The 20,513-nt window shown below is 67.4% G+C and carries 24 protein-coding genes; 8 read left to right on the forward strand and 16 right to left on the reverse strand.

All coding sequences use genetic code 11. The features are described 5' to 3' along the window. Positions 1-69: 69 nt before the first annotated feature. From ASD78_RS06630 to ASD78_RS06665, 8 genes are all read right to left on the reverse strand, one after another. The gene (locus ASD78_RS06630) at positions 70-891 is read right to left on the reverse strand and encodes a hypothetical protein (protein WP_056099361.1); all 822 of its coding nucleotides are present in this window, start codon (positions 889-891) and stop codon (positions 70-72) included. Beyond that, complete coding sequence (locus ASD78_RS06635) at positions 888-1,358, reverse strand: phage tail protein (protein ID WP_055903048.1); 471 nt, start codon at positions 1,356-1,358, stop codon at positions 888-890. The genes ASD78_RS06630 and ASD78_RS06635 overlap by 4 nt, the downstream gene beginning before the upstream one ends. A gap of 30 nt (positions 1,359-1,388) precedes the next feature. Next, a complete protein-coding gene (locus ASD78_RS06640; protein WP_056099366.1) occupies positions 1,389-3,497 on the reverse strand; it encodes a phage tail sheath subtilisin-like domain-containing protein in 2,109 nt (702 codons plus the stop codon). Further along, the gene (locus tag ASD78_RS06645; protein ID WP_055903044.1) at positions 3,494-3,802 is read right to left on the reverse strand and encodes a hypothetical protein; all 309 of its coding nucleotides are present in this window, start codon (positions 3,800-3,802) and stop codon (positions 3,494-3,496) included. Before ASD78_RS06645 ends, ASD78_RS06640 begins: the two co-directional genes overlap by 4 nt. Beyond that, positions 3,795-4,826, reverse strand: a complete 1,032-nt coding sequence (locus ASD78_RS06650) for a hypothetical protein (RefSeq protein ID WP_056099371.1) — start codon at positions 4,824-4,826, stop codon at positions 3,795-3,797. Before ASD78_RS06650 ends, ASD78_RS06645 begins: the two co-directional genes overlap by 8 nt. Before the next feature lie 34 nt (positions 4,827-4,860). Next, a complete protein-coding gene (locus ASD78_RS20595) occupies positions 4,861-5,466 on the reverse strand; it encodes a hypothetical protein (protein WP_156087605.1) in 606 nt (201 codons plus the stop codon). Beyond that, the gene (locus ASD78_RS06660; RefSeq protein WP_056099377.1) at positions 5,466-6,494 is read right to left on the reverse strand and encodes a sigma-54 dependent transcriptional regulator; all 1,029 of its coding nucleotides are present in this window, start codon (positions 6,492-6,494) and stop codon (positions 5,466-5,468) included. Before ASD78_RS06660 ends, ASD78_RS20595 begins: the two co-directional genes overlap by 1 nt. 491 nt (positions 6,495-6,985) lie before the next feature. Further along, positions 6,986-7,711, reverse strand: a complete 726-nt coding sequence (locus tag ASD78_RS06665; protein WP_056099381.1) for a nuclear transport factor 2 family protein — start codon at positions 7,709-7,711, stop codon at positions 6,986-6,988. A 379-nt stretch (positions 7,712-8,090) separates the two neighbouring features. On the opposite strand from ASD78_RS06665, the gene ssb reads away from it, so the two are divergent. After that, the gene (ssb, locus tag ASD78_RS06670; RefSeq protein WP_055903032.1) at positions 8,091-8,636 is read left to right on the forward strand and encodes a single-stranded DNA-binding protein; all 546 of its coding nucleotides are present in this window, start codon (positions 8,091-8,093) and stop codon (positions 8,634-8,636) included. 223 nt (positions 8,637-8,859) lie between these two features. On the opposite strand, the gene ASD78_RS06675 is transcribed toward ssb, so the two are convergent. Next, positions 8,860-9,768: a universal stress protein gene (locus tag ASD78_RS06675; RefSeq protein ID WP_056099384.1), complete on the reverse strand. Its 909-nt coding sequence runs from the start codon at positions 9,766-9,768 to the stop codon at positions 8,860-8,862. Positions 9,769-9,864: 96 nt separating this feature from the next. On the opposite strand from ASD78_RS06675, the gene ASD78_RS06680 reads away from it, so the two are divergent. Together ASD78_RS06680 and ASD78_RS06685 are read left to right on the forward strand one after the other, a co-directional pair. Beyond that, positions 9,865-10,419 (forward strand): GNAT family N-acetyltransferase, encoded by a 555-nt coding sequence (locus tag ASD78_RS06680; RefSeq protein ID WP_235566452.1) that lies wholly within the window; start codon positions 9,865-9,867, stop codon positions 10,417-10,419. A gap of 56 nt (positions 10,420-10,475) precedes the next feature. Then, positions 10,476-10,847: a low affinity iron permease family protein gene (locus ASD78_RS06685; RefSeq protein ID WP_056099388.1), complete on the forward strand. Its 372-nt coding sequence runs from the start codon at positions 10,476-10,478 to the stop codon at positions 10,845-10,847. A gap of 25 nt (positions 10,848-10,872) precedes the next feature. On the opposite strand, the gene ASD78_RS21480 is transcribed toward ASD78_RS06685, so the two are convergent. The 3 genes from ASD78_RS21480 to ASD78_RS06690 all read right to left on the reverse strand — a co-directional run bounded on the left by ASD78_RS21480 (position 10,873) and on the right by ASD78_RS06690 (position 13,161). Further along, on the reverse strand, positions 10,873-11,034 hold the full coding sequence (locus ASD78_RS21480; RefSeq protein WP_235566467.1) for a hypothetical protein: 162 nt from the start codon (positions 11,032-11,034) through the stop codon (positions 10,873-10,875). 266 nt (positions 11,035-11,300) lie between these two features. Next, positions 11,301-11,666: a DUF4010 domain-containing protein gene (locus ASD78_RS21665; protein ID WP_255355377.1), complete on the reverse strand. Its 366-nt coding sequence runs from the start codon at positions 11,664-11,666 to the stop codon at positions 11,301-11,303. Between the two features lie 457 nt (positions 11,667-12,123). After that, the gene (locus tag ASD78_RS06690; protein WP_056099391.1) at positions 12,124-13,161 is read right to left on the reverse strand and encodes a zinc-dependent alcohol dehydrogenase; all 1,038 of its coding nucleotides are present in this window, start codon (positions 13,159-13,161) and stop codon (positions 12,124-12,126) included. A gap of 138 nt (positions 13,162-13,299) precedes the next feature. Here ASD78_RS06690 and ASD78_RS06695 point away from each other — a divergent pair, with 138 nt between their 5' ends. Next, positions 13,300-14,055, forward strand: a complete 756-nt coding sequence (locus ASD78_RS06695) for a response regulator (protein WP_235566453.1) — start codon at positions 13,300-13,302, stop codon at positions 14,053-14,055. After that, on the forward strand, positions 14,052-16,085 hold the full coding sequence (locus ASD78_RS06700; RefSeq protein WP_056099395.1) for a PAS domain S-box protein: 2,034 nt from the start codon (positions 14,052-14,054) through the stop codon (positions 16,083-16,085). Before ASD78_RS06695 ends, ASD78_RS06700 begins: the two co-directional genes overlap by 4 nt. Here ASD78_RS06700 and ASD78_RS06705 read toward each other — a convergent pair. Then, a complete protein-coding gene (locus ASD78_RS06705) occupies positions 16,079-16,951 on the reverse strand; it encodes a helix-turn-helix domain-containing protein (protein ID WP_156087607.1) in 873 nt (290 codons plus the stop codon). The genes ASD78_RS06700 and ASD78_RS06705 overlap by 7 nt on opposite strands. A gap of 68 nt (positions 16,952-17,019) precedes the next feature. Between ASD78_RS06705 and ASD78_RS06710 the strand changes: the two genes are divergently transcribed. Beyond that, entirely contained in the window at positions 17,020-17,916 is an 897-nt protein-coding gene (locus ASD78_RS06710) for a hypothetical protein (RefSeq protein ID WP_056099399.1), read from the forward strand. Positions 17,917-17,960: 44 nt separating this feature from the next. Here the strand turns inward: ASD78_RS06710 and ASD78_RS20600 are convergent, their stop codons facing one another. From ASD78_RS20600 to ASD78_RS06715, 3 genes are read right to left on the reverse strand one after another with little or no spacing between them, the layout of a single operon-like run. Further along, a complete protein-coding gene (locus tag ASD78_RS20600) occupies positions 17,961-18,197 on the reverse strand; it encodes a hypothetical protein (RefSeq protein ID WP_156087608.1) in 237 nt (78 codons plus the stop codon). 35 nt (positions 18,198-18,232) lie between these two features. After that, a complete protein-coding gene (locus tag ASD78_RS20605) occupies positions 18,233-18,601 on the reverse strand; it encodes a hypothetical protein (protein WP_235566454.1) in 369 nt (122 codons plus the stop codon). A 1-nt stretch (position 18,602) separates the two neighbouring features. Continuing rightward, on the reverse strand, positions 18,603-19,439 hold the full coding sequence (locus ASD78_RS06715) for a universal stress protein (RefSeq protein ID WP_056099404.1): 837 nt from the start codon (positions 19,437-19,439) through the stop codon (positions 18,603-18,605). Positions 19,440-19,659: 220 nt separating this feature from the next. Here ASD78_RS06715 and ASD78_RS06720 point away from each other — a divergent pair, with 220 nt between their 5' ends. Next, positions 19,660-20,307, forward strand: a complete 648-nt coding sequence (locus ASD78_RS06720; protein ID WP_056099408.1) for a BON domain-containing protein — start codon at positions 19,660-19,662, stop codon at positions 20,305-20,307. Beyond that, positions 20,304-20,510 (forward strand): cytochrome oxidase putative small subunit CydP, encoded by a 207-nt coding sequence (gene cydP, locus ASD78_RS06725; protein WP_056099411.1) that lies wholly within the window; start codon positions 20,304-20,306, stop codon positions 20,508-20,510. The genes ASD78_RS06720 and cydP overlap by 4 nt, the downstream gene beginning before the upstream one ends. Positions 20,511-20,513 lie beyond the last annotated feature (3 nt).

Here is a 20,513-nt window from a genome sequence, read left to right on the forward strand (position 1 = left end):
TCAGCTCGCCGTGCGGCCAGTGAAGGTGGTACGCCAGAAAGAACACCTCGCGACGCAAATCCTCGAGCGTCAGTCCAATGCCAAAAAATGGGACAGATCCAGGCTGGCCTTGAACTCGTGGCCGCAGGCCGGGCATTCCAGCGCGCGGATCAGGTCGACGCCGGGCGCGGCCGAGTTGAGCGCCCGGTCGATCAGGCGCCGGTCGGTCATGGTCAGCTCGGCCAGCAGCTTCGGTCCGATCGCGTTGAGCCGGTGCTGCGGCACGTCGCCCAGCGACTTCATGCAGCGCGCAAGCAACGCGTTCTTGCCCAGCGAGGCGTTCTTGCGCATCTGCGGGGCGACCGCCGACTCGTCGGCGCCGGTCGGCAGACGCATCACCATCGCGTGGTGAGCCACGCCCTGGTTGTCGATGTAGCCATCCTCCAGGCGGATCCGGATTTCGCCGGCCGATTCCTCTTCGCCCATGCGCCGTACCGGCAGTGCGTCGAGTTCCTCGGTGACCTCGTGGGCGTGGCCGCAGGACGGGCACTTGTAGGTCGCCTGCAGTTCGTTGCCGAAGGTCGCGCCGCGCAGCCGCAGCAGCAGATAGTTGCGGTCGGCCGAATACATCTCCGAGACCAGCGAGGGGCCGGTGGACTTGAGTTCGCCCAGGCCGACGATGCAGCTGGCCAGCAGTTCGGTGACCAGCTTGCCGCCGTTACGCTGGTTCTGCGGATCGGCCAGGATCGCCTCGTCGCGGCCGGTCATCTTGCGCAGCATGCCGTGGCGGTGCAGGCGGCCCTCGTCGTCGTAGACGCCGATCGGCAGTTCGAACTCGTAGGTGCGGTGGGTCGTCGACGCGGCCGGGGCCGGCATCGGGACCTCGCGCAGTGCGGTGGCTTCGGTTCTCATTCGACACGCTCCAGTCCTTCGTGTTCGAGGACGATGGTCTGCTTGAAGTGATTGGTGGACCCGGCTTCCAGGTCGGTGAATTTCGACGACTTCACCCAGGCACCGTAGAAGGCGAAGGTCAGCACGTCGGCGCCGTTATGGCGCTTGACGATCATCCCGTCGCGACGCGGCGTGGATGCGCCCTGGTCGTCGCGATTGAGCTTGAAGCACTCCTGGAACCAGTCCTTGAAGCGCTGGTCCTCGGGGCTGCCGTCGACGTAGCGCTCGATCGTGAGCGAGTCGAACTTGACCTTGCCGCCGGCGGTCTTGAACACGCGGAACGAGCCGCCGTGCGGCTGCTCCACGGTTTCCAGCTCGCCTTCGCTGAGCCCGCCGATCTTGCTGACCCCGGGGCTTTCGCGCCCGTCGATGATCAGCACGAACTCGCCGGCGCGATAGCTTTCCCAAATGTCTCCTACTTGTGGCATGACGCCCTCCTGCGTGCGCTAGTGATGAGTTCAGGCTTCGGCCGCCGAAGCCCCGGAGGGCTGCTGGCCGACGGTGATGACGATGGTTTCCGCCGGCTTGGACGGGTAGAAATAGACTTCGACGTTGAGCAGGCCCTGGTCGACCTGGTCCGGCGGATTGTTCGAGGCGTCGCAGATGACGGTGAACACTTCCTCCGGCGAGCCGGTGCCGAACGCGCCCTGTCGCCACAGCCCGAGCAGGAACGGGTTCACCGCGTTGAACTTGACCGAGTTCCACAGCGACTGCCGGTTCGGTTCCTGGCGCACCCAGCGCAGGCCGTTCTTCAGGCTGCTCTTGACGAAGTTGAAGAGCAGGCGCACGCCGACGTACATCCAGCGCGGGTCGGTGCTGAGCGTGCGCGAGGAATCGATCACGATGCCGGCGCGCGGAATCGCACGGATGCCGTTGACGCTGCCGTCCTTGACCAGCTGGGTGTGTTCGGCGTCGGTGAGGCGGTAAGTGACGTCGAGCACGCCGGCCAGGTTGGCCTCGTCGCCCGCGGGCGCCTTCCACACGCCGCGCGAGCGCTCGACGCGGGCGAACACGCCCAGCACGTGCCCGACCGGCGGCAGGTTGCGGCGCGGGTTGTCGCCGACGCCGGCCGGGTCAGCGATGGTGATCCACGGTGCGTACAAGGCACCGTAGGCTTTCTTGGCCTGGAACGACTGGCCGTAGGCGAGCGCCTGCCCGGCTTCGGTGAAGCCTTCCGGCACTGCGCCGACGTACATGCAGTCGCCGCGGTTCTCGCAGTAGGCCAGGGCGCCGGCGACGATCGCCGGATCGGTGCGTTCGCAGGTCAGCAGCTGGACGTCGTGCGGATCGAAAGCGAAGAAGCCGCTGCGCGTCGAGGAGTCGCCGTTGAACTGGGCCGAAGTCGGCGTGCCGTCGCGTCCGGCCGCGAGCGGCGTCCAGGCCAGCACCGCGGGCCGGTCGAGGCCGACCAGGCTGGCGCTGAGCATGTCTTCGGCGACGATGTAGCGCGAGCCGCGGATCGTGTCGTTGATGCGCGCCGGAGCGTAGTTTGGCGTGTCGGCTTCCATCGACAGATCGGGCCAGGTCTCGCGCACGTTCTCGACTTCGGTGCCGCCCTCGGCGACGGTCACGGTGAAGCGCAGGTTGCGCACGCGGATGTTCTGCGCGGTCCAGCCGGCGATGCCGGCGATGGCCGGCGTCCAGGTCACCGCGCCGGTCAGCGGGTTGCGCGACAGCAGCTTGACCGTGGCGGTGTTGGCCGGCACGGTCGGATCGAACACTTCAATCGCATCGCCGAGGTCGAAGTCCTCGGTGCGGCGCAGGGTCGCGCCGGTTGTGGCGACCGCGGTCGCGGTGCCCGGCACCGCCGCGGCGATGGCGAAGCCCAGGATGGCGTTGGCGGCGATGACCTGGATCGAGGTCCAGCCGTCGCTCATGCGCGCCACTTCGCCGGTCGAGGTCAACACCAGGTTGCCGGGGCCGGTCAGCGAGGCGACCACGCGGCTCTGGCGGCCGTTGACCGCATCGCGGATCTGTTGCGGCGTGGCGTTCGCGGCGCCGCCGGGGAAGTCCGCCGGCAGGAAAGTGATCACGGTGTTGTCGGGCGAGCCGTCCACGCGCAGCGTCAGGCTGGGCAGGGTGCTCATGTCGACCGGTGCGACCATGGCCACCGTGCCGGTGATGGTCGCGGCCGCGGCTTCGCGCAGGCGGGTCGTGGTCGGCGTGGTGCGCGCCACCCTCACCTGCAGACCGTTGCCCCAACTGCCCGGATCTTCGGTGCCGCGGAAGCCGGCCGATACCCGCAGCGTGTCCGCCGGGCTGCCGTCGCGCAGCACCAGGGTTCCCGGTGCATGGCCGGTGGCGGGATCGTTGGAGATCACGCGGTTGACGTAGGCGACCTGGCCGCCGTTGTCGAAATAGCCTTTGACGAGATACGCGCCCAGGCCCCCGGGGAAGTAGCCGCCGAAGCGCTCGACGAAGCGAGCGTAGGAATCGACCATCACGGCCTGATTCGGCGTGCCGCGCCGAGTCAGCACGTTGAAACCCGCGATGGACGTGGGTGCGGCGGCCAGTACCGGCGCGCCCGTTCCGTCGACTTCCCGCACATTGATGCCGATGAAGCTCATGATCCTTTCTTCCTCTTGGGTGGTTGCGGGGGCCGCGCGGATGCTTGGGCGGCTCCCTGGCCGCGCCTGCGCGGAGTAATTGCAGTGCCGGAGGCGATCTCCGCCTCCGACGGCGTGACGGCTCGCAGCGCGAGCGCTTTGCGATCGAGCAGATAAGCCAGTTGCGGGGATGCGAGCTGCGCGGCGTCGAGCTCGATGCCCTGTCCGGCCGCGAGCACGTGCACCGACGAGCCCAGGTGCAGCTCGACCGGCTGCGAGCGCGTATTGATGAGGCGGACGCGGTCGCTCGCCTTGTCTTCAGCCATGGCCGGACTCCTTCCAGTCGATTTGGGTCACCAGTCCCTGCACCGGCCGCACCGACGACGGCGCGTCGTGGTCCTGCCAGGCGTACACGCGGCAATACAGCCGTTGCCGCGGCGCGGGATGGAGGTTGGGGTCGTACTCGGATGCGGGCGCGCCGTGGGTCTCGATCGACCACGGCTGCGCCGCCACGCGCAGCGCGCCGCGCGGGCCGATCTGGCGCAGCAGGAAATCCATCAATGCGCCCTGGTCGATGCGGTCGGCGGCGACGGCTTCGATGGCGTAGCAGGCCTCGAACGCGGTCGGCGCCGGGCGCACGCGGTAGCCGTCGGCGACGAAATCGCAACGCTGCGCCGCGCCGGTGCTGCGTTCGGCGAGGTCGCGCACTTCCATCGGCACGATCGCGATGCAGGGCGTGGCGGCGGGCCAGGGCCCGCCGGCGGTCACCAGTTCGGCCGGGACCGGATTGCCGGCCAGGCTGGTCTGTTGGTGCAATCGCGCCAGCAGCGCCTGTTCGAGGTCGGCGAGCATGCTCGGCCGCACTGCCAGCGCCTCATCGATGGCCAGGTGGAAGCCTTCGCCGGCGTCGATGCAGCGCAGTTGCGCGACCGTGACCGCGCCGCGCACCGCCGCCGGCAGATCGGCGAGCGAGAACCGGACCACGTCCCAGCCGCTGCCGCCGGTCACCGGTACGCGCCGGTGCCAGGTGTTGCCGGGCGCGCCGATCGGCAGCGCGACGCTGCCCAGGCGAAGTTCGAGATAGAAGCCCGGCGCGGAGTTGCGATCGCCGCGCAGCACCAGGCGCAGTTCGTCGAAGTCGTCCAGGTCGGTGGCGGCCAGCGGGCGGCGCGCGATGTGGTCCTGCGAAGCCGGCGAATACGCCAGCGTGAGGCTGCGGCCGTCGCCGCTGGGCGTATCGCTGAGCACGTCCTCGCCGATCGCGATCGCCGCCGACGGCGTCACGCCGTCGGCCTGCAGCGCCTGCCAGCCGGCGAGTTGGGTGAAGGCGGCGAGCGTCAGCGACGGCACGAGCGGTTCCCCTGCATCCTTGCGTGAGCGGGCGTCATGTCAGACGGCGCCTCGACAGTTCTTGCAGCACGCCGTCGAGTTCGTCCGGGCCGGCGATGCATCGGTAGCGATCGCCGGTGCTGCTGGCGCTGAGCATTTCGACCAGGCCGCGCTCGCGCATCCAATCCAGCGCGTCGAGCAGTGCGCGGCCGTCGACCACGGTCTGTTCGCGGAACCACCACATGGCGATTCCGTCCGCGGTATCGGAACTGTTCGGATTCGCCCGCAGGTAGCGGGCGAGCGCTCTTACGATCGCTAGCATTTCGGGGTAGTCGTCCATGCGTCCCAGCCTTGGACTGAAGAGCGCAAGTCGCATGCCAAGTGCGGATCCGTTGCAAGTGCTTGATCTGATTGACGCGAGCGAGCGCGTTCGATGGCGCGGCTGCTGTGCTTTGTCCTGCGCGCGCACGGCGGATACGGCGCGCGAGCCTGCTGCAACGCGCTGTGCGCGGCCGGGTGTTTTTGTCCATGCGCGCGGACGATTCCGACCGTGCGCGTCGCCGCCGGCCGCGTCCGCATGCGTCGCGAACGCGTGCGGGCCTTGCGCGGTGCGCAGCGCGATGCCGGCGCTGAGCGCCGTGAGGGTGTCGGAGGAGGTCATCAGGGGGCGTCGCTGAAGCGGCGGGTGTCGATATGGTGCTTGCGCACCAGCTCGAAGAACGCGCGCCGGTTTTTCTTGGCTGCGTGCGCGGCATGGGTGAGGTTGCCGTGGTGCAGGGCCAGCAGGGTCTCGATGTACTGGCGTTCGAAGCGGTCGACCACGCGCTTCTTGGCCGATTGGAACGATTCTGTGGACGGGTCGAGGCTATCGGCGCAGGCGCCCGGGTCGGCGTCGAGGTCGGCATCGATGGCGATATCGTCGGCCTCGATGCGCTCGCCGACGGCCAGCAGCACCGAGCGCTCGATCACGTGGCGCAATTCGCGCACATTGCCGGGCCAGTCGTGCGCCAGCAGCTTCTGCAGCGCTTCGGCGGTGAGCTGGCGGCCGCTTCCGCCGCAGGCGCGGCCCTGGTCGAACAACTGGACGAAATGGCCGGCCAGCAGGGCGATGTCCTCGCGCCGCTCGCGTAGCGGCGGCAGGCTGATCGGCAATACGTTCAGACGGAAATACAGATCCTGGCGGAAGCTGTTCTGGCGGGCCATGACGCGCAGATCGCGATTGCTGGCTGCGATCACGCGCACGTTCGAGCGCTGCACGGTATTGCAGCCGACCGGGCGGTATTCCTGCTGTTGCAGGAAGCGCAGCAGCTTGCCCTGCGCAAGCAGGGGCAGGCAGTCGATGTCGTCCAGGAACATCGTTCCGCCTTCGGCCTCCTTGACCAGACCGTGGCGCGAACTGTGGGCGGTGGTGAACGCGCCTTTGACGTGGCCGAACAGCTCGCTTTCGATCAGTTCGACCGGCACCGCCGCGCAATTCACCGCGACCCAGGGCCCGGCCGAACGCCGCGACAGGTAATGCAGCGCCTGGGCGCAGATTTCCTTGCCGGTGCCGGTTTCGCCGACGATCAGCACGCTGGAATCGCTGCCGGCGATCACCGGCAGACGCTCGGCGATCTTCGCGCAGGCGTCGCTGGCGTAGATGAAGCCGCGTATGTGGGCTGATCGTCCTGTCGCTTCGCCGTGAGGCATGCGTAGTTCCTTCCTTGGGATCGGCGAACGGGCCTGGCGCTGTCGCGGCGGCCTGCCTGGCCATCCGTGGCTCGGGGTACTGGGAGAAGAACGGCGATGGAACGCGTGACCGGACAGCGGATGCGATTTTTTCGCCGCGGCCGGTGCTTCGCACGGCTTGCGTTCCCGCGCGGCATGCGCACGCGAGGTCGCGCGTGAGACTCGCGTTGGCTTGAGATACGTGCGGCGCTGTCCGCTAACCTGTTAGCGTGCCGACGCCGAAACTCAGGCGCGAGCGGTGTCGCGGCCTGGGCGATGCCGTCGCGCGATTCGCCGCGACGCATGGTTCGCGCGACGGTGTCTTGCGCCGCGATGCTGTCGCTCTGCCTTGGGCTGTCGCGGCGCTAGCCGCGACACCATCGCCGCAAGCAGCGGACTCCCGCGCCCCTGCGCTGGCTTCGTTACCGTCGCGCTTCAGTACGACGAATGCGCGCAGCCCGTTCTTGCCGCATTCACTTCACCCGCGTCCAACGGATGTCCAGACCTTCGCGTCGATCCACGAAACCGACGATCCTGCCTTGCGCGTCGCGCTGGAATATCCGCCGCGTGCGCGGCTGTCCGGGCGCGAAGAAAACGTCGGCAATCTCGGCGCGGTAGCTGGTCGGCGCTCGGCCCTCGCGTTCGCCGATCAACACGCCGGTGTCGCAGCGCAGCGTGGCACGGATCTTGTCGGTCAGCCGATAGGTCCCGTTGTAGCCGCACAACTGCGCCGAAGTCAGCGCGACCGTCGGCGGGTCGGTCTGCAGCGCCAATACCTGTTCGCCGACCAGTTTCCAACCGTCGCCGCCGCGGACCCAGGTGTCGGTCTGGCGCCAGCGGCTGCGCAGGGTCTGGCCGTGGTAGTCCAGGGTTTCCAGATCCTCGTGGGTGACCACCGCGGTGTCGCCCAGGTCGGTCACGGCGAAGCGGTCGATCGCCAGCGAGCCGACCAGACCGGCCGGCAGCGGCTTGAGTTCCGCCAGGAAATCGGCCTTGTTGCGGGCGATGCCGTTCTCGTCGACGTGCACCAGGCGTTCGTGGGCGTTGCGCTGCCAGACCTCGACCAGGCCCGGCGCGATTGCGTCCAGGTTCTCCTGGGTCAGGCGGCGCAGTTCGGTTTCGGTGGATGTCTGCGCCGCGGCCGGGCTCAGGACGGTGGCGCAGGCGAGGGCGGCGAGCAGGCGCGGGGCGACGGGCATGGCGGGGCTCCGGAGCGGCGCGACGGCGCCGGCCAGCGATGATCGACGCGCCGCTCCTGGCCCAGCAGTGCCGGAAGGCCCCGGGGCGGCGGGCCGACGGGCGGCGCGCCGCAGGGGCGTCGGATCGGGACGGAGGCGGCTGGCTGAACCGAATCGGGGCCAGTTGGAGCGCGCGAGCGCCCGCCGCGGTGTCGGGCGGCATCGCGCAAAGCCCGTCGCAGCAAGGTTTCCGGCTTTAACGTCCGCGGATCCGGCCCTACCCGCGGCAGCGGCATTCCCTGACAGGGGCCAGGGTCTTGGCCTGACGGTCCCGGACCGACGGGTATACTTAACTACCTATCGCCCGCTTTCGGCGACAACTTCAAGGACCCGCATCCTCATGGCACGTGGCATCAATAAGGTCATCCTGGTCGGCAACCTCGGCAACGACCCCGAAACCAAGTACACCCAGGGCGGCATGGCCGTGACCACGCTCAGCCTGGCCACGACCAGCGTGCGCAAGGACAAGGACGGCAACACCCAGGAGCGCACCGAGTGGCACCGGGTCAAGCTGTTCGGCAAGCTCGGCGAGATCGCCGGCGAATACCTGCGCAAGGGCCGCCAGGTCTACATCGAAGGCTCGATCCGCTACGACAAATTCACCGGCCAGGACGGCGTCGAGAAGTACTTCACCGATATCGTCGCCGACGACATGCAGATGCTCGGCGGTCCGGGTGGCGAGGGCGGCGGTGGCGGTGGTGGTCGCGAATTCCGCGGCGGCGGTGGCGGTGGTGGCGGCGAGCGCGCCCCGCGTCAGGCCGGTGGTGGCGGTGGCGGGTACGGTGGTGGCGGCGGCCGCCAGGAATCGGCGCCGCGCCGCGATGCGCCCCCGGCCAAGTCCAACGATTTCGGCGACGACTTCGCCGACGACGACATCCCGTTCTAATATCGACCACAGACAGAAAACTTGGATTTAGTAAAAAAAGGCCCGCTTTTGCGGGCCTTTTCCTTTGCCAAGAAGTTGTTGCATGCAACGAGCAGGACGTAGAGTTCCTGCTGCCACCTGAAGTGTTGGTACATATCCATGAGCCAGAAGTCGGGCCGTAGGACTTCGAGCATCCTGTTCGCGGACGGCGAGCGATATTATGAGCTGGCAGATCCTGACGTGCTCAATGGGAAAGCAGGGTCGGAACCGAAGCGTGCTCCATCAGGAAACGGGTCGCTCCTCCCAGCACTTGTTCCCGCAGTCGCGAATGGCTGTAGCCGCCCGCGACCAACAGATCCGCTCCGACTTCTTGCGCATGGATATCGATGATGGCCCCGACCTGCGCGGCCGGGGCCGAGCGTCTCACCAACTGCGCGCCGACTTGGTTCCGCTCCAGGTGCTCGATCAACATCGCATCCAGCGATTGTGCGTAGGACGATCGAGCGCCCTCGTCGACGATGAGCAGGTCGACCGAGCTCATGCGCTGCAGCCAGGGCATCGCATCGTGCAACGCACGCGCCGACTCGCGGGACGACTTCCAGGCGATGACCGCCTTGCCGAACCCGGGCGCGGAATTGTGCGACGCCGGGACCACTAACATCGGGCGGCCGGATGAGACCAGTACGCTCGAAGCCAGCCGCTCTCGGGCCTCGCGTTGGTCCCCAGCGATGGCACCGATGACGACGAGGTCGCTCTGTCGCGCCGGCTCAATGCAGATCTCCGCGGGTGTCGACCAGAATTCCTGCGACTGCCGGATCTGGAACGGCACCGATTCGGACTTGAGGCAGTCCGCGGTTGCGTCGGCCATCGCCTGGGTGGTGGCAGCCGCACAATCGCGCATGCTCTCGTAAACGCCCGCGGGATAGTACGCCCAGGTTTCGGCGATGGGCACGGTCTGGCTCACGCCCACGAGCGCGGTGACGTGCCCGCCGCTGATTCGGGCGAGGGCGCAGCCGGCGCGCAGCGCCGCGGACGGAATGTCGCCCATGAGCAAGGGCACGAGGATGTCTTTGAACACAGTGTCGTCCTCGGGTATCGGGTTTCGTGGATCGATACTGACGTGCGCGTCGGCGTCGGTGTTGACGCCGATCAAGAACCCGTGCGGACGGCGGCGCCGGGCTTGATATGGATCAAGGGGCGGAACATCCGAGCGCTTAGCCTGCAGTCGACATCCTCCCAGGAGCCCGCCATGAGGACCCCGTCGATGGCCTCATCCGCCTCGACGCCAGCCCGATCCCTGCGCTGGTCGCAGACGCTGCGCGGTCGCAGCCAAGTGCTGATCCGGACGATCGTCCCGCAGGACCGGGCCGCCGAGCGCGCCTTCCTGGAAACGCTTTCCTCGGAGGCTCGGTGTTTCCGTTTTTTCGGCCAGGTCAGAAGCCCTAGCGAGCAGTTGATAGATCGCCTGACGGACCTTGATCCGCATAGCGAGGCTGCGTTCGTGGCGGTAATACCGGAAGGCAGCGCGGAACGCATCGTCGGCGCCGCTCGATACGGCGCTTCGGTCGACGGCGCCGCTTGCGAATGCGCGGTGACGGTGATCGATGAATGGCAGAACAAGGGTTTGGGCGGTGCGTTGATGAAGCATCTGATCGAGCTTGCGCGCGAGCGCGGCATCCATCGGATGTACTCGGTGGATCTGGCCGAAAATCTGCAGATGCGCGATCTGGCCCGCCACCTGGGCTTCCACGTGCGGGTAGATCCGGACGATGACCGCCAGGTCATTCACGAGCTGTCGCTGTAATGCCGCAAGCTTGCCTTCAGTGCCGCCTTTCGATGCCAGGACCGGGGAAAAATGCCGTGAACTCAGCACAAGCCTTCGATCGCTTCTCCAAGCTCGCGGCCCGCTTTGCCGGTCGTTCTGCGGCCTTCATCGCGGCGGTCGCGATCATCGCCGCCTGGCTGGTCAGCGGTCCTCTGTTCGGTTTCAGCGATACTTGGCAGTTGGTGATCAATACCGCGACCACGGTGATCACGTTTCTGATGGTGTTCCTGATTCAGAACACCCAGGGCCGCGATGCCGAGGCGATCCAGATCAAGCTCGACGAGTTGATCCGTTCGTCGGGATCGGCCAGTAATGCGCTGATGGACGTAGAGGAACTGGACGACGCGACCCTCGACAGCCATCGCGCGCGTTACGAGCTGTTGGCGCGACAGTCGCGCGAGTCGTGACTGCCGTCGCCGCGACGACGCCCTCTCAGCCGAGCGAAGCGACCACCGCGAACGTCGCGGCCATCGCCAGGATTTCCGCAATCAACCGCCACGCAAAACCACGGCTGCCCTTGAAAGCGGCCGTCAGGCATATGACCAGCGAGTTTGCGATGAAGGCGCCGATCAGGCCTTGTTCGGCCAAGGCCATGTCGCTGAGTGCGCATCGCCGATTGTGCGGATGACGCCGCGCCGGCATGGACGTCGACCAGGCCCGAAGCGGCCAGCACCCAGGGTAGGCTGGCCTCGCCCAGATAGGTTTTGGCGATGGCCGTGGCCAACATGACTGTGGTGAGCAGCGCAATGAACCATAGCGCCGGCATCGGCTCGAAAGGGCGTTTCGGCACGAGTTTTCGGGCCCTCGATCTGCAACGGCAACGGCCGCGGCAGCGACTGCGACGACGAGGCCCGACGCGATCAGCGCCGGGGCGACGCTTGCAGCATCGCCGGCGACAATGCTCCGATCACCACCGCGAGCCGCACCACCGTGGCTATGTTCGACATCAGCGCGGCGCTGCGCGCCGGGGCGACCAACTCGGGCACCGCGTGGGCGCGGTCAGCCATCGCCGCGACCATCGCCGTGCTGGACACGAAGCCACCGGCAAGTCCGGCGATCGACAGGCCAGACCGGCCCCGAGCAACCGCAGGGCGATGTGGCCCGCCGACCCGACCGCCATGATCGCGACGCCAGTATCCGCAGGGTATGCGGATTGAACGACTGCAGGAATCGATGGTCCGGTCGGGCAGCGGCGGCAGCACCGCGAATACGGCTGCAGCCAGCACCAACAAGTCGTGCAGCTCCTACCGGGTCAACACGCGTTTGCTGAAACGATGCAGGCGCTGCCGGCCGGCCAGGACGATGGCCACGACGACGCTTCAGGTGCCGGCGATGGCGGGCGCGCGCATCGACAACGCGCCCAGCAACAACGCGGCCAGCAGGGCGATTCCGGTGGTCCGCCCTGGGCCTGATCGCGGGTTCTTAGGTAGGCCGCCGTGACCAGCGCACTCAGAAATGAGCCGGCGGCCAACAGCGCCATCTGGCCGAGGCTGGCCGCGACCGAACCGCTCAGGCCGTACAGGATGAAGCTGCGCACGCCGCCAGGCTCGCGCAAAGGCCGCCGCTCTTGGCGCGCTAGCGTTCCAGGCCGACTGACAGGCCGATGCCCAACGCGACGATCATTCCGTTGACCTCGCGTGGGAACAGGTCCATGGCGGTGGACGTCCTCGACAAGACGTCATCTCAGGCCACCAGACTCATATCCAGCACGGCACGCCCTTCGACCTCGCCGACTCGCAGGCGGTCCAATACCACGTTGACCTGGTCCAGCGGATACGGCTCCACCATGGCCTGCACCTTGCCGCTGGCGGCTATCGCGATCGCTTCGGCCAGGTCCTGCCGGTTGCCGACGATCGAACCGCGCAGGGTGATGCGCTTGAGCACCACATCGAAGATCGGGGTCGCGAATTCCCCGGGCGGAAGTCCCACCATGCTGATGGTGCCCTTGCGCCGCACCATGCCCAGTGCCTGGGCGAAGGCGCTGGGCGAGACGGCGGTGACCAGCACGCCTTGTGCCCCGCCGCCGGTGCCGCGGCGTACGTCTTCCAGCGCGCCGAGGTCGTTGGCGTTGACGACGATTTCGGCGCCGAGGGAACGCGCCAGTTCGAGTTTGCTTTCGCGCACGTCGATCGCCGCCACGTGCAGCCCCATCGCCTGGGCGTACTGGATCGCCAGATGGCCCAGTCCGCCTATGCCGGAAATGACGATCCACTCTCCAGGACGCACCTCGGTCTCGCGAATGCCCTTGTAGCTGGTGACGCCGGCGCAGAGAATCGGCGCCAAGCCGACGAAGTCGCAGCGGTCAGGCAGGGCAGCGACGTACGCCGCATCGGCGATCGCGTACTCGCTGAAAGTGCCATTTACGCTGTAGCCGCTGTTGCGCTGCTGCTCGCATAGCGTTTCCCAGCCGGTGATGCAATATTCGCAGCGGCCGCAAGCATGGTGGAGCCAAACGATACCGACCGAATCGCCCGGACGCAGGTGCTTCACTCCGGCGCCGATCTCGGCGACCGTACCCGCGCCTTCGTGCCCGGGAATGAAAGGCAACGCGGGCTTGACCGGCCAGTCGCCCTGCACCGCATGCAGGTCGGTGTGACAGACGCCGCTCGCGCGGATCCTGACGAGAATCTCGCCGGGGCCGGGCGTGGGAATGGGCAGGCGATCGACCATCAGCGGAACGCCCAGGCGGTGGGCGACCGCCGCTCGCATCGTGCCGTCCATCGAACGCACCTCGGACTGATTCGTTCTCGACTTTGGCCCCGGCGCGCCATCGGCGCCTTGATATGGATCAATCGATGCCAACCGAGCTTGCGGGCGGCGCCGGATCGGCCCATTCTTTCCCCGTTTCCTACGAGTCCAATGACCGCCATGCCATCGGAAGCAAAGGACGCGACCTCCTCGGCGGGTCCCCTGCCCAGGCTGCTGATAATCGACGACGATGCCGACATCGTCGCCTTGTTGTCGCGATACTTCGGCGCGAACGGCTATCGGGTGGTCGGCGCTTCGAGCGCGGCCCGGGCGCGCGCGTTGGTCGCTTCGGAAACGATCGAGCTGATCCTGCTGGATCTCGGCCTTCCCGACGAGGACGGCCTGTCGCTTCTGCGGCACCTGCAGACCGAGTGGCGCGGTCCGGTCATCGTGATCACCGGGCGCGGCGAGGCGGTCGAACGCGTCGTGGGGTTGGAACTGGGCGCCGACGACTACGTGACCAAGCCGTTCGACCTGCGCGAACTGCTCGCGCGGACCAGGTCGGTGTTGCGCCGCTCCACCGCCCAGGCGCCCGCGATGGCGGCATCTGCCGGCCTGGCTTTCGAGGGGTTTCGCCTGGACCTGGGGGCGAGACGCTTGACCGATGCCGCCGGCGTCGAGGTGGCCTTGACCACCGGCGAGTTCGAGTTGCTCAAGGCTCTGCTGGAAAAGCCGCGGCAAGTGCTCAGCCGCGACGAGCTCATGACCCGAATGCACGGCCGGCAGGCCGGTCCGTTCGACCGCAGCATCGACGTGAGCATCGGCCGGCTGCGACGCAAGATCGAACACGACCCCGCCGAGCCGCGATTGATACGCTCGGTGCGGGGGGCGGGTTATCTGTTTGCGGCCGAGGTTCGCAACGCATGAGCGAAAGCGCGCTGTTTCCGGGCTTGTTCGAAGCCGTTCCGGACGCGCTGATCGTCGTCGACGGCGACGGGCGGATCGTGCAGGCCAATGCGCAGGCCGAACGCCTGTTCGGTTATCGACAAGGCGGCCTGGAGCAAGTCGCGATCGAGCAACTCATTCCCGCGTCCGCGCGCGATCGCCATCGCGATCACCGTGCGCGTTACATGAGACAGCCGCATGTGCGGCCGATGGGGGTCACCGGTCAGAGCCTGATCGGTCAACGGCTCGATGGTGCGCAATTTCCGGTGGAGATCGCGCTCAGTCCGATCGACAGCGACCAGGGGCCGCGCTACTTGGCCTCGGTCCGCGACGTCTCCGAGACCCAACGGGCCCGCCAGGCCCTGGTCCGCGCCCGTTACGATGCGCTGGCCGCCCGAATCGGCCAACTCGCGCTCGAGGCCCAGGACGAATCCGGCGTGGTCGATCACGTCCCGGCGCTGTTGGCGGCTGCACTCGATACCCCGATGGTCGCCGTCGTGTTCGTCACGGATGACCGCCAAAGCGTGGCGACACGGGCCTCGACCGGGCTCGACGAAGCCGCCGCGGCTTCGCGTTCGCCGATCGGTTTCGACCGCGAAGCCCTGCTAGCGCGCATTGCCGAGGGCGAGACTCTGGTCGTGGACGACCTTGCCGGCGATACCGACGGCCGTTTTCCGCTCGTCGTCGCGGGTTCCGGCAGCGCGGTACTGCTGCCGCTGCTGGACCGCGGCCGTCCGATGGGTGCGCTGTTGGTGGTGTCGTCGCAGCCGCGCCATTTCGATCACGACGCGCTGCATCTGCTGCAGTCGGTGGCCAACCTGATCGCCGCGTTCGTGCAGCGGCGACGTACGGAGGAACAACTGGCCCATTCGCAACGGCTCGACGCGATCGGTCAGCTGACCGGGGGCATCGCTCACGATTTCAACAACCTGTTGACGGTCTTGTCCGGCAGCCTTCAGTTGCTGGAGATGGAGCACGAGCAAAGGCCGGAGGCGAGCGAGCTGATCGGCAGCGCCTTGCGCTCGGTGGGCCGGGGCGCGGAGCTCACCGGGAAATTATTGGCCTTTGCGCGCCGGCAACGGTTGATGCCGCAGGCCGTGGCCGTGCCCGCGCTACTGCACGACGTCGAATCGATGTTGCAACGCACCTTGGGCGACAGCGTGCGCCTCTATGTGCGCTGCGAGGACGATCTGCCGCCGGCTTACGTCGATCCAACCCAGTTGGACGCAGCGCTGGTCAATCTGGCCCTGAACGCTCGCGACGCCATGCCGCGCGGCGGCGAAATCACCGTCGAGGCAGGAGTGCATCAGGTCGGGGATCATGCCGACAGCGGAGAGCTCGCCGCCGGCCGCTATGTGCGCATCAGCGTGACCGATACCGGGCGCGGCATGGCGCCGGAAATCCTGGCCCGCGCGATGGAGCCGTTCTTCACCACCAAGGAAGCCGGGCGCGGCAGCGGACTGGGACTCAGCATGGCCTATGGTTTCGCCAAGCAGAGTGGCGGTCATCTGCGCATCGACAGCACGCTGGGCTACGGCACTCGCGTGGCGTTGTTTCTTCCTGCCGCACAGGCGGTCGCGGCCGCCGCGTCGCCGGTCGCGGCGACCCGCGCTCAAGGCAAGGGAGAGACCGTGCTGGTCGTGGAGGACGATGGGGCGGTGCGCGATATCGCAGTGGCCTTCCTACGTTCGTCCGGCTATCAGGTATCGGCGGTGGCAAGTGCTGAAGATGCGCTTCGGCGGTTGTCGGACGACGAATCGATCGCGTTGTTGTTCAGCGATGTCATGCTCGGCGAAGGCATGAACGGCAAAGAGCTGGCCATCGCCGCGCGCGGGTTGCGGCCGCGATTGCCCATATTGTTGACTTCGGGCTACGAAACCGACGCGACTGGGCCGGCGGCGACAGCGGAAGCCTTCGAGTTGCTGCGAAAGCCTTACCGACGCGAGCAATTGGCCGCGGCGGTCGCGCGGGCGCTCGACCCGCTGGCCGATGAGCGTGCCGCGCCTCAGTGATAGGCCGTGTTGTCGCGCAGCACGGTCTGCAGGCCGTTGCGGTCCTTGATGCAAATCTCCCGGCCGGCGACGCCGATCAGGCCCCGGGCCTGCAGCCTCGAAAGCACGCGGGTGACGGTTTCCAGAGTCAGCGATAGGAAGTTGCCGAGTTCGGCCCGCGTCATGCGTAGTTGCAGGCGGTTCGGACTGAACCCTAATTGTTCCAGGCGCGAAGCCAGGTCGAACAGGAAGGTAACCACGCGTTGATCGGCGCCGAGCGTGCCCAGAGTCAGCATCCAGCTCCAGTCGCGACGGATCTCGCTGGCGAGCAGCGCGGTGACGCGTTCCTGGAACTGCGGCAGTTCGTCGCGCAAGCGGGTATACGGCAGTTCCCAGAGCTCCCCGGTGTCCAGCGCCATGACGTCGCAAGCGTAGGTCGGCATGTCCAAGGCGTCCAGGCCGAGCAGGTCGCCGCGCATGCGGAATCCGGTGATCTTCTCGCGCCCGTCTTCGCTGACCACGGCGGTCTTGAAGAAGCCGGCGTGCACCAGGTACAAGGCGTGCCGGGCCTGGCCCGCGCGGAATACGTACTGTTTCGCGCAAACCCGGCGGCGCTGTAATGGCCAAGCCTGCAACAACCGCTCCAGGCTGTGCGTCTCGTGGACGCGTCCGCTCGCGGATGCGCCGAAGCAGGATTCGCTGGAGGGCTCTGCGTGTTGGAGGACATCGAGCAACATGGCGGCATTCCGCGACGGGGTTGAGGCAAGGCTAGCCGCGCGGGCGTAGCGGACGATTCCAAACCGGTAACTGCCGGTAACCGTTTGTAACAGCCTCGCGAGCCTGGCAATGCGCGAGCGCGGCGAAGCGGCAAGCTTGATCCCGGTCAAGGCGGACCTGCCCGGCAAGGGCACAGTGACAGAGCAGACAATCCGGCCTCGAGCCGTCAGGAACTACCTTGACTCTTCTCACGCGATTCACAGACCCGCAAGCGGTCGATCTCTGGGACAGCCGCTTTCGTTGGCGCAGCGGCGATCGACTGTGCGACCGGACCATCGATGCGACCTGGCAAAGGGTCGCCGAGGCGCTGGCCGCGCCCGAAGGCAATGACGGCGCATATTGGCGCAGCCGCTACGCGTTCGCGTTCGGAAGTTGGCAGATACTGCCCGACCCACGGCTGCTGCGCCACGCAGGTACCGACACACCGGTACCGCTGCTGACCGAACCACGGGCGGTGGTCAACGCCGGACTCTTCGTCTCCGATCCGCATACGCGCCAGGCCCGCTTCGATCACAAGCGCTTCGGCTCGGCGGCCGCCCTGGCGGTGCGCATGCTCGACGATGCGGCGATGGCCTACGGTCCCAGCGGCGATCAGCCGCTGCGATTCGGCATCGGCGTGATCGGCGTCGGCGATGCATTGGATCGTCTCGGCCTGGCGTATACCTCGGGCCGCTCTCCATCAGTGGCGCAAGCGATCGCGCGGAGTCTGGCGTTTGGCTGCCTGCATGGGGCGCTGCAATTGGCCGAGGAGCGCGGCAGCCCTGCCAGCGGCGTCGGGCTTGCCAGCCTGTGGATGCATCGGGGTTTGCCGGCTTCGCTGGCGGAAGCGGCAGAGCGAGACCGGCGCCACCAATCCTTGACCCGGATCGAGCCGCAGCCCGAACTGGCCTGCCTGGCCAACGGTGCGAGCGATGCACTGGAGCCGGCGCGGACTCCGGAGACGACCGCGCTGGAACGCGATGGGTCGGGGCTGCAACTGGCGACACGCGCGATTCGTGCTGCCGTCCAGCCGTGGATCGATGCGCCGGTTTGCGCATCGACGCAAGCCCGTGGGGCGGTCCAGGGCGTGGGCTGAGCGAAGCCCCGCGCGGATGCCGCAGGACGCGCCCTGGATGGGCCTCAGGGCCTTCGCAACAACCTCCGCAGCAATGCGGCCGACCGATCGCGCAGACGCGCAAGCATGGTATGCGCGCCCGGCGCTGCCGCGATGTCTGGGCGCTGCTCGCCCGCGTCCGCAGGTGCCGCGGCCGGACCGAGCAGGGCGGTTGCGACGTCGTCTTCGATCCATCGCAACTGGCGCCGCAGCGCCGCTTCGAGATCGGCGGATTCTTGAGAAGGCGGATCAACGCGATGCATGCTGGACACCTCAGAAGGACGAGCGGTCGACTGCCTCACGGTCGGCTGTCGAAGCGGGCAAAGGCCTGTTGGCCAAGTCCGCCCAGGCCCGCCGCGATGCCTGCGGAAAATCCTCGCAGCCACGGGGAACCGCTGCCGGACCGAGGCGAGGGCGGCAGGGTGTCGTTCGCGAAGGCTTTGTATATGCCGGCCAGATCGAGGTGGCGCAATTTCAGGCGGCGCGCCTCGCCGTGCACGCTTGGCCGGCGTTCTCGCTGCAATGGCAAGCTGTCCTTGCAGGCCTGCCGGCGCAGCGCTCGGATCGTGGCGGCAGCATGCGCCAGGGCGGCACGCGCATGTCCGCGTACGCGTTCCGTGGCGCACATGGGCGGAGGCCACGGGAAAGTGACCGCATGGCCGGCCATGTCAGTGCCCGAACAGGACGGGAAGATCGGACGCGATCAGCAGCTCGCGCGTGACGCCGCCCAGCGCCCATTCGCGCAAGCGCGAATGCCCGTAGCCGCCCGCTACCAGCAGGTCCGCACGAATTTCGCGCGAGTAATGCAGCAACGCGGTGGCGACGGTCTGGCCGAGGGCCGGCCGTACGAGGCGCGACACCTGGACTCCGTGGCGCTCCAGATGCTCGACGATGCGGCGTGCGGACGGTTCGTTGTCCTGGCCGGGGTCGGTTTCCACCGTAAGCACCGCCACACTCTCGGCGGCGATCAACAACGGCAGCGCGTCATGAACCGCGCGCGTGATTTCGCGGGTAGGTTGCCAGGCGATCACCACGCGGCGCGGCGGCACCGTCAAGACGCAGTGTGGGGGGACCATCAGCACCGGCCGCCCGGATTCGAATAGCAAGGCGACGAAATAGTCGTGCGGCAGTATCGAATCGACCGTGTCGCCGACGGCTCCGGTGACGATCGAGAGGTCGGCGTCGTAGGCCTGCTTGGCGGCCAGGCGAGGCGCCTCGGAGTACAAGGCCTCCACCAGTCGGGCTTCCGCCGAAATGCGTTCGCCCGCCAACCTAAGTTCGAGCTTCGTCAGGTTGATCCGGCCGCGCTCTCGCAAAGCGGCGTGAAGGTCGGCCGTCGCCGCATCGGGCGTCAGGCCCCATGGATGGGTCATCGGCATGGGCAGGTCGACCATTTCCAGCGCGGTCAGGCGGGCACCGCTCGATTTCGCGAGCGCCATGGCGAAGGTCAGCGCGTCGTCGTCGCCGTCGCTGCCGGTCATCGGGATCATCAGGTCCTTGTACATGAGCGTTCTCCGCAGCCGCGATCGGCATCACGCTCATTCCAATCCGGCGCCGGCCGCGCGTATTGATCTGGGTCAACGCTCGGTGTCGGAGCGCGCATGGTGCGGCCCCCATCTAACCCGGGCAGGCCGGATCACCGCCATGCGGCGGGCACTTGATCTGGATCAAGCCGACCGGTCGCCGGCTTGGGCGTAATGCCCTCGGGTTTATCCGGAGTAGGCCATGAACAGCGAGCGGTTGCGTAAGTACGTCCTGGAAGAATTGGCATTCGATCCCCGAGTCGATGCTTCGGGCATCGGAGTGAGCGTCGACGAGCGCATCGTCAAGCTGACCGGCCATGTCCACAGCCTCGCCGACAAGATCGCGGTCGCCGAGGCCGTGGAACGGGTCAAGGGCGTGCGCGGAATCGTGCTCGACGTCGAGGTGCGTTGCCCGGACTCGCCTGTCTCCGATGAGGTTCTGGTCAAGCGCGCGACCGATGTACTCGATTGGGACACCACGCTGCCGCGCGGGGCGGTGAAGGTCAGCGTCGATCAAGGATGCCTGACCTTGAGCGGCACCGTCGATTGGCAGTTCCAGCGCAGCGAGATCGAGCAGGATCTTCGCTGCCTTGCCGGCGTGGTCGACATCGACAACAAGATCGCGATCCGCAGCATTTCCTGCAAGCAGGACGTCAAGCGCTCGATCAAGGACGCGATGCACAGGCGGGCCGACGTGCAAGCCTCGAACATCCGGGTCGACGTGGACGAAAACGGCAAGGTCACCCTCAAGGGCAAGGTCGAGGACTGGCAGGCGCGAAATACCGTGGAAGACGCGGCCTGGCTGATCGCCGGGGTCAAGGATGTCGACAATCTGGTGCGCGTGCGGTGATCGAATCCGGCCCGCGGTGCGGATCGACGCCCGGGCTGGATGCGCCGCCGCGGCTCAAGCGTGCGCTGGCGCGTCGCGTCGCCGCGACGATCGCGGCGAAGCTGGCGCTGCTGATCGTGCTGTATCTGCTGTTCTTCTCGCCGTCGAGCCGCCCGCATATTGACGATGCGGCGATCGATCGGCACCTCTTACCCACTAGGTGAACC

Origin of the sequence: Lysobacter sp. Root667, assembly GCF_001427715.1 — a bacterium.
Lineage (GTDB): Bacteria > Pseudomonadota > Gammaproteobacteria > Xanthomonadales > Xanthomonadaceae > Lysobacter.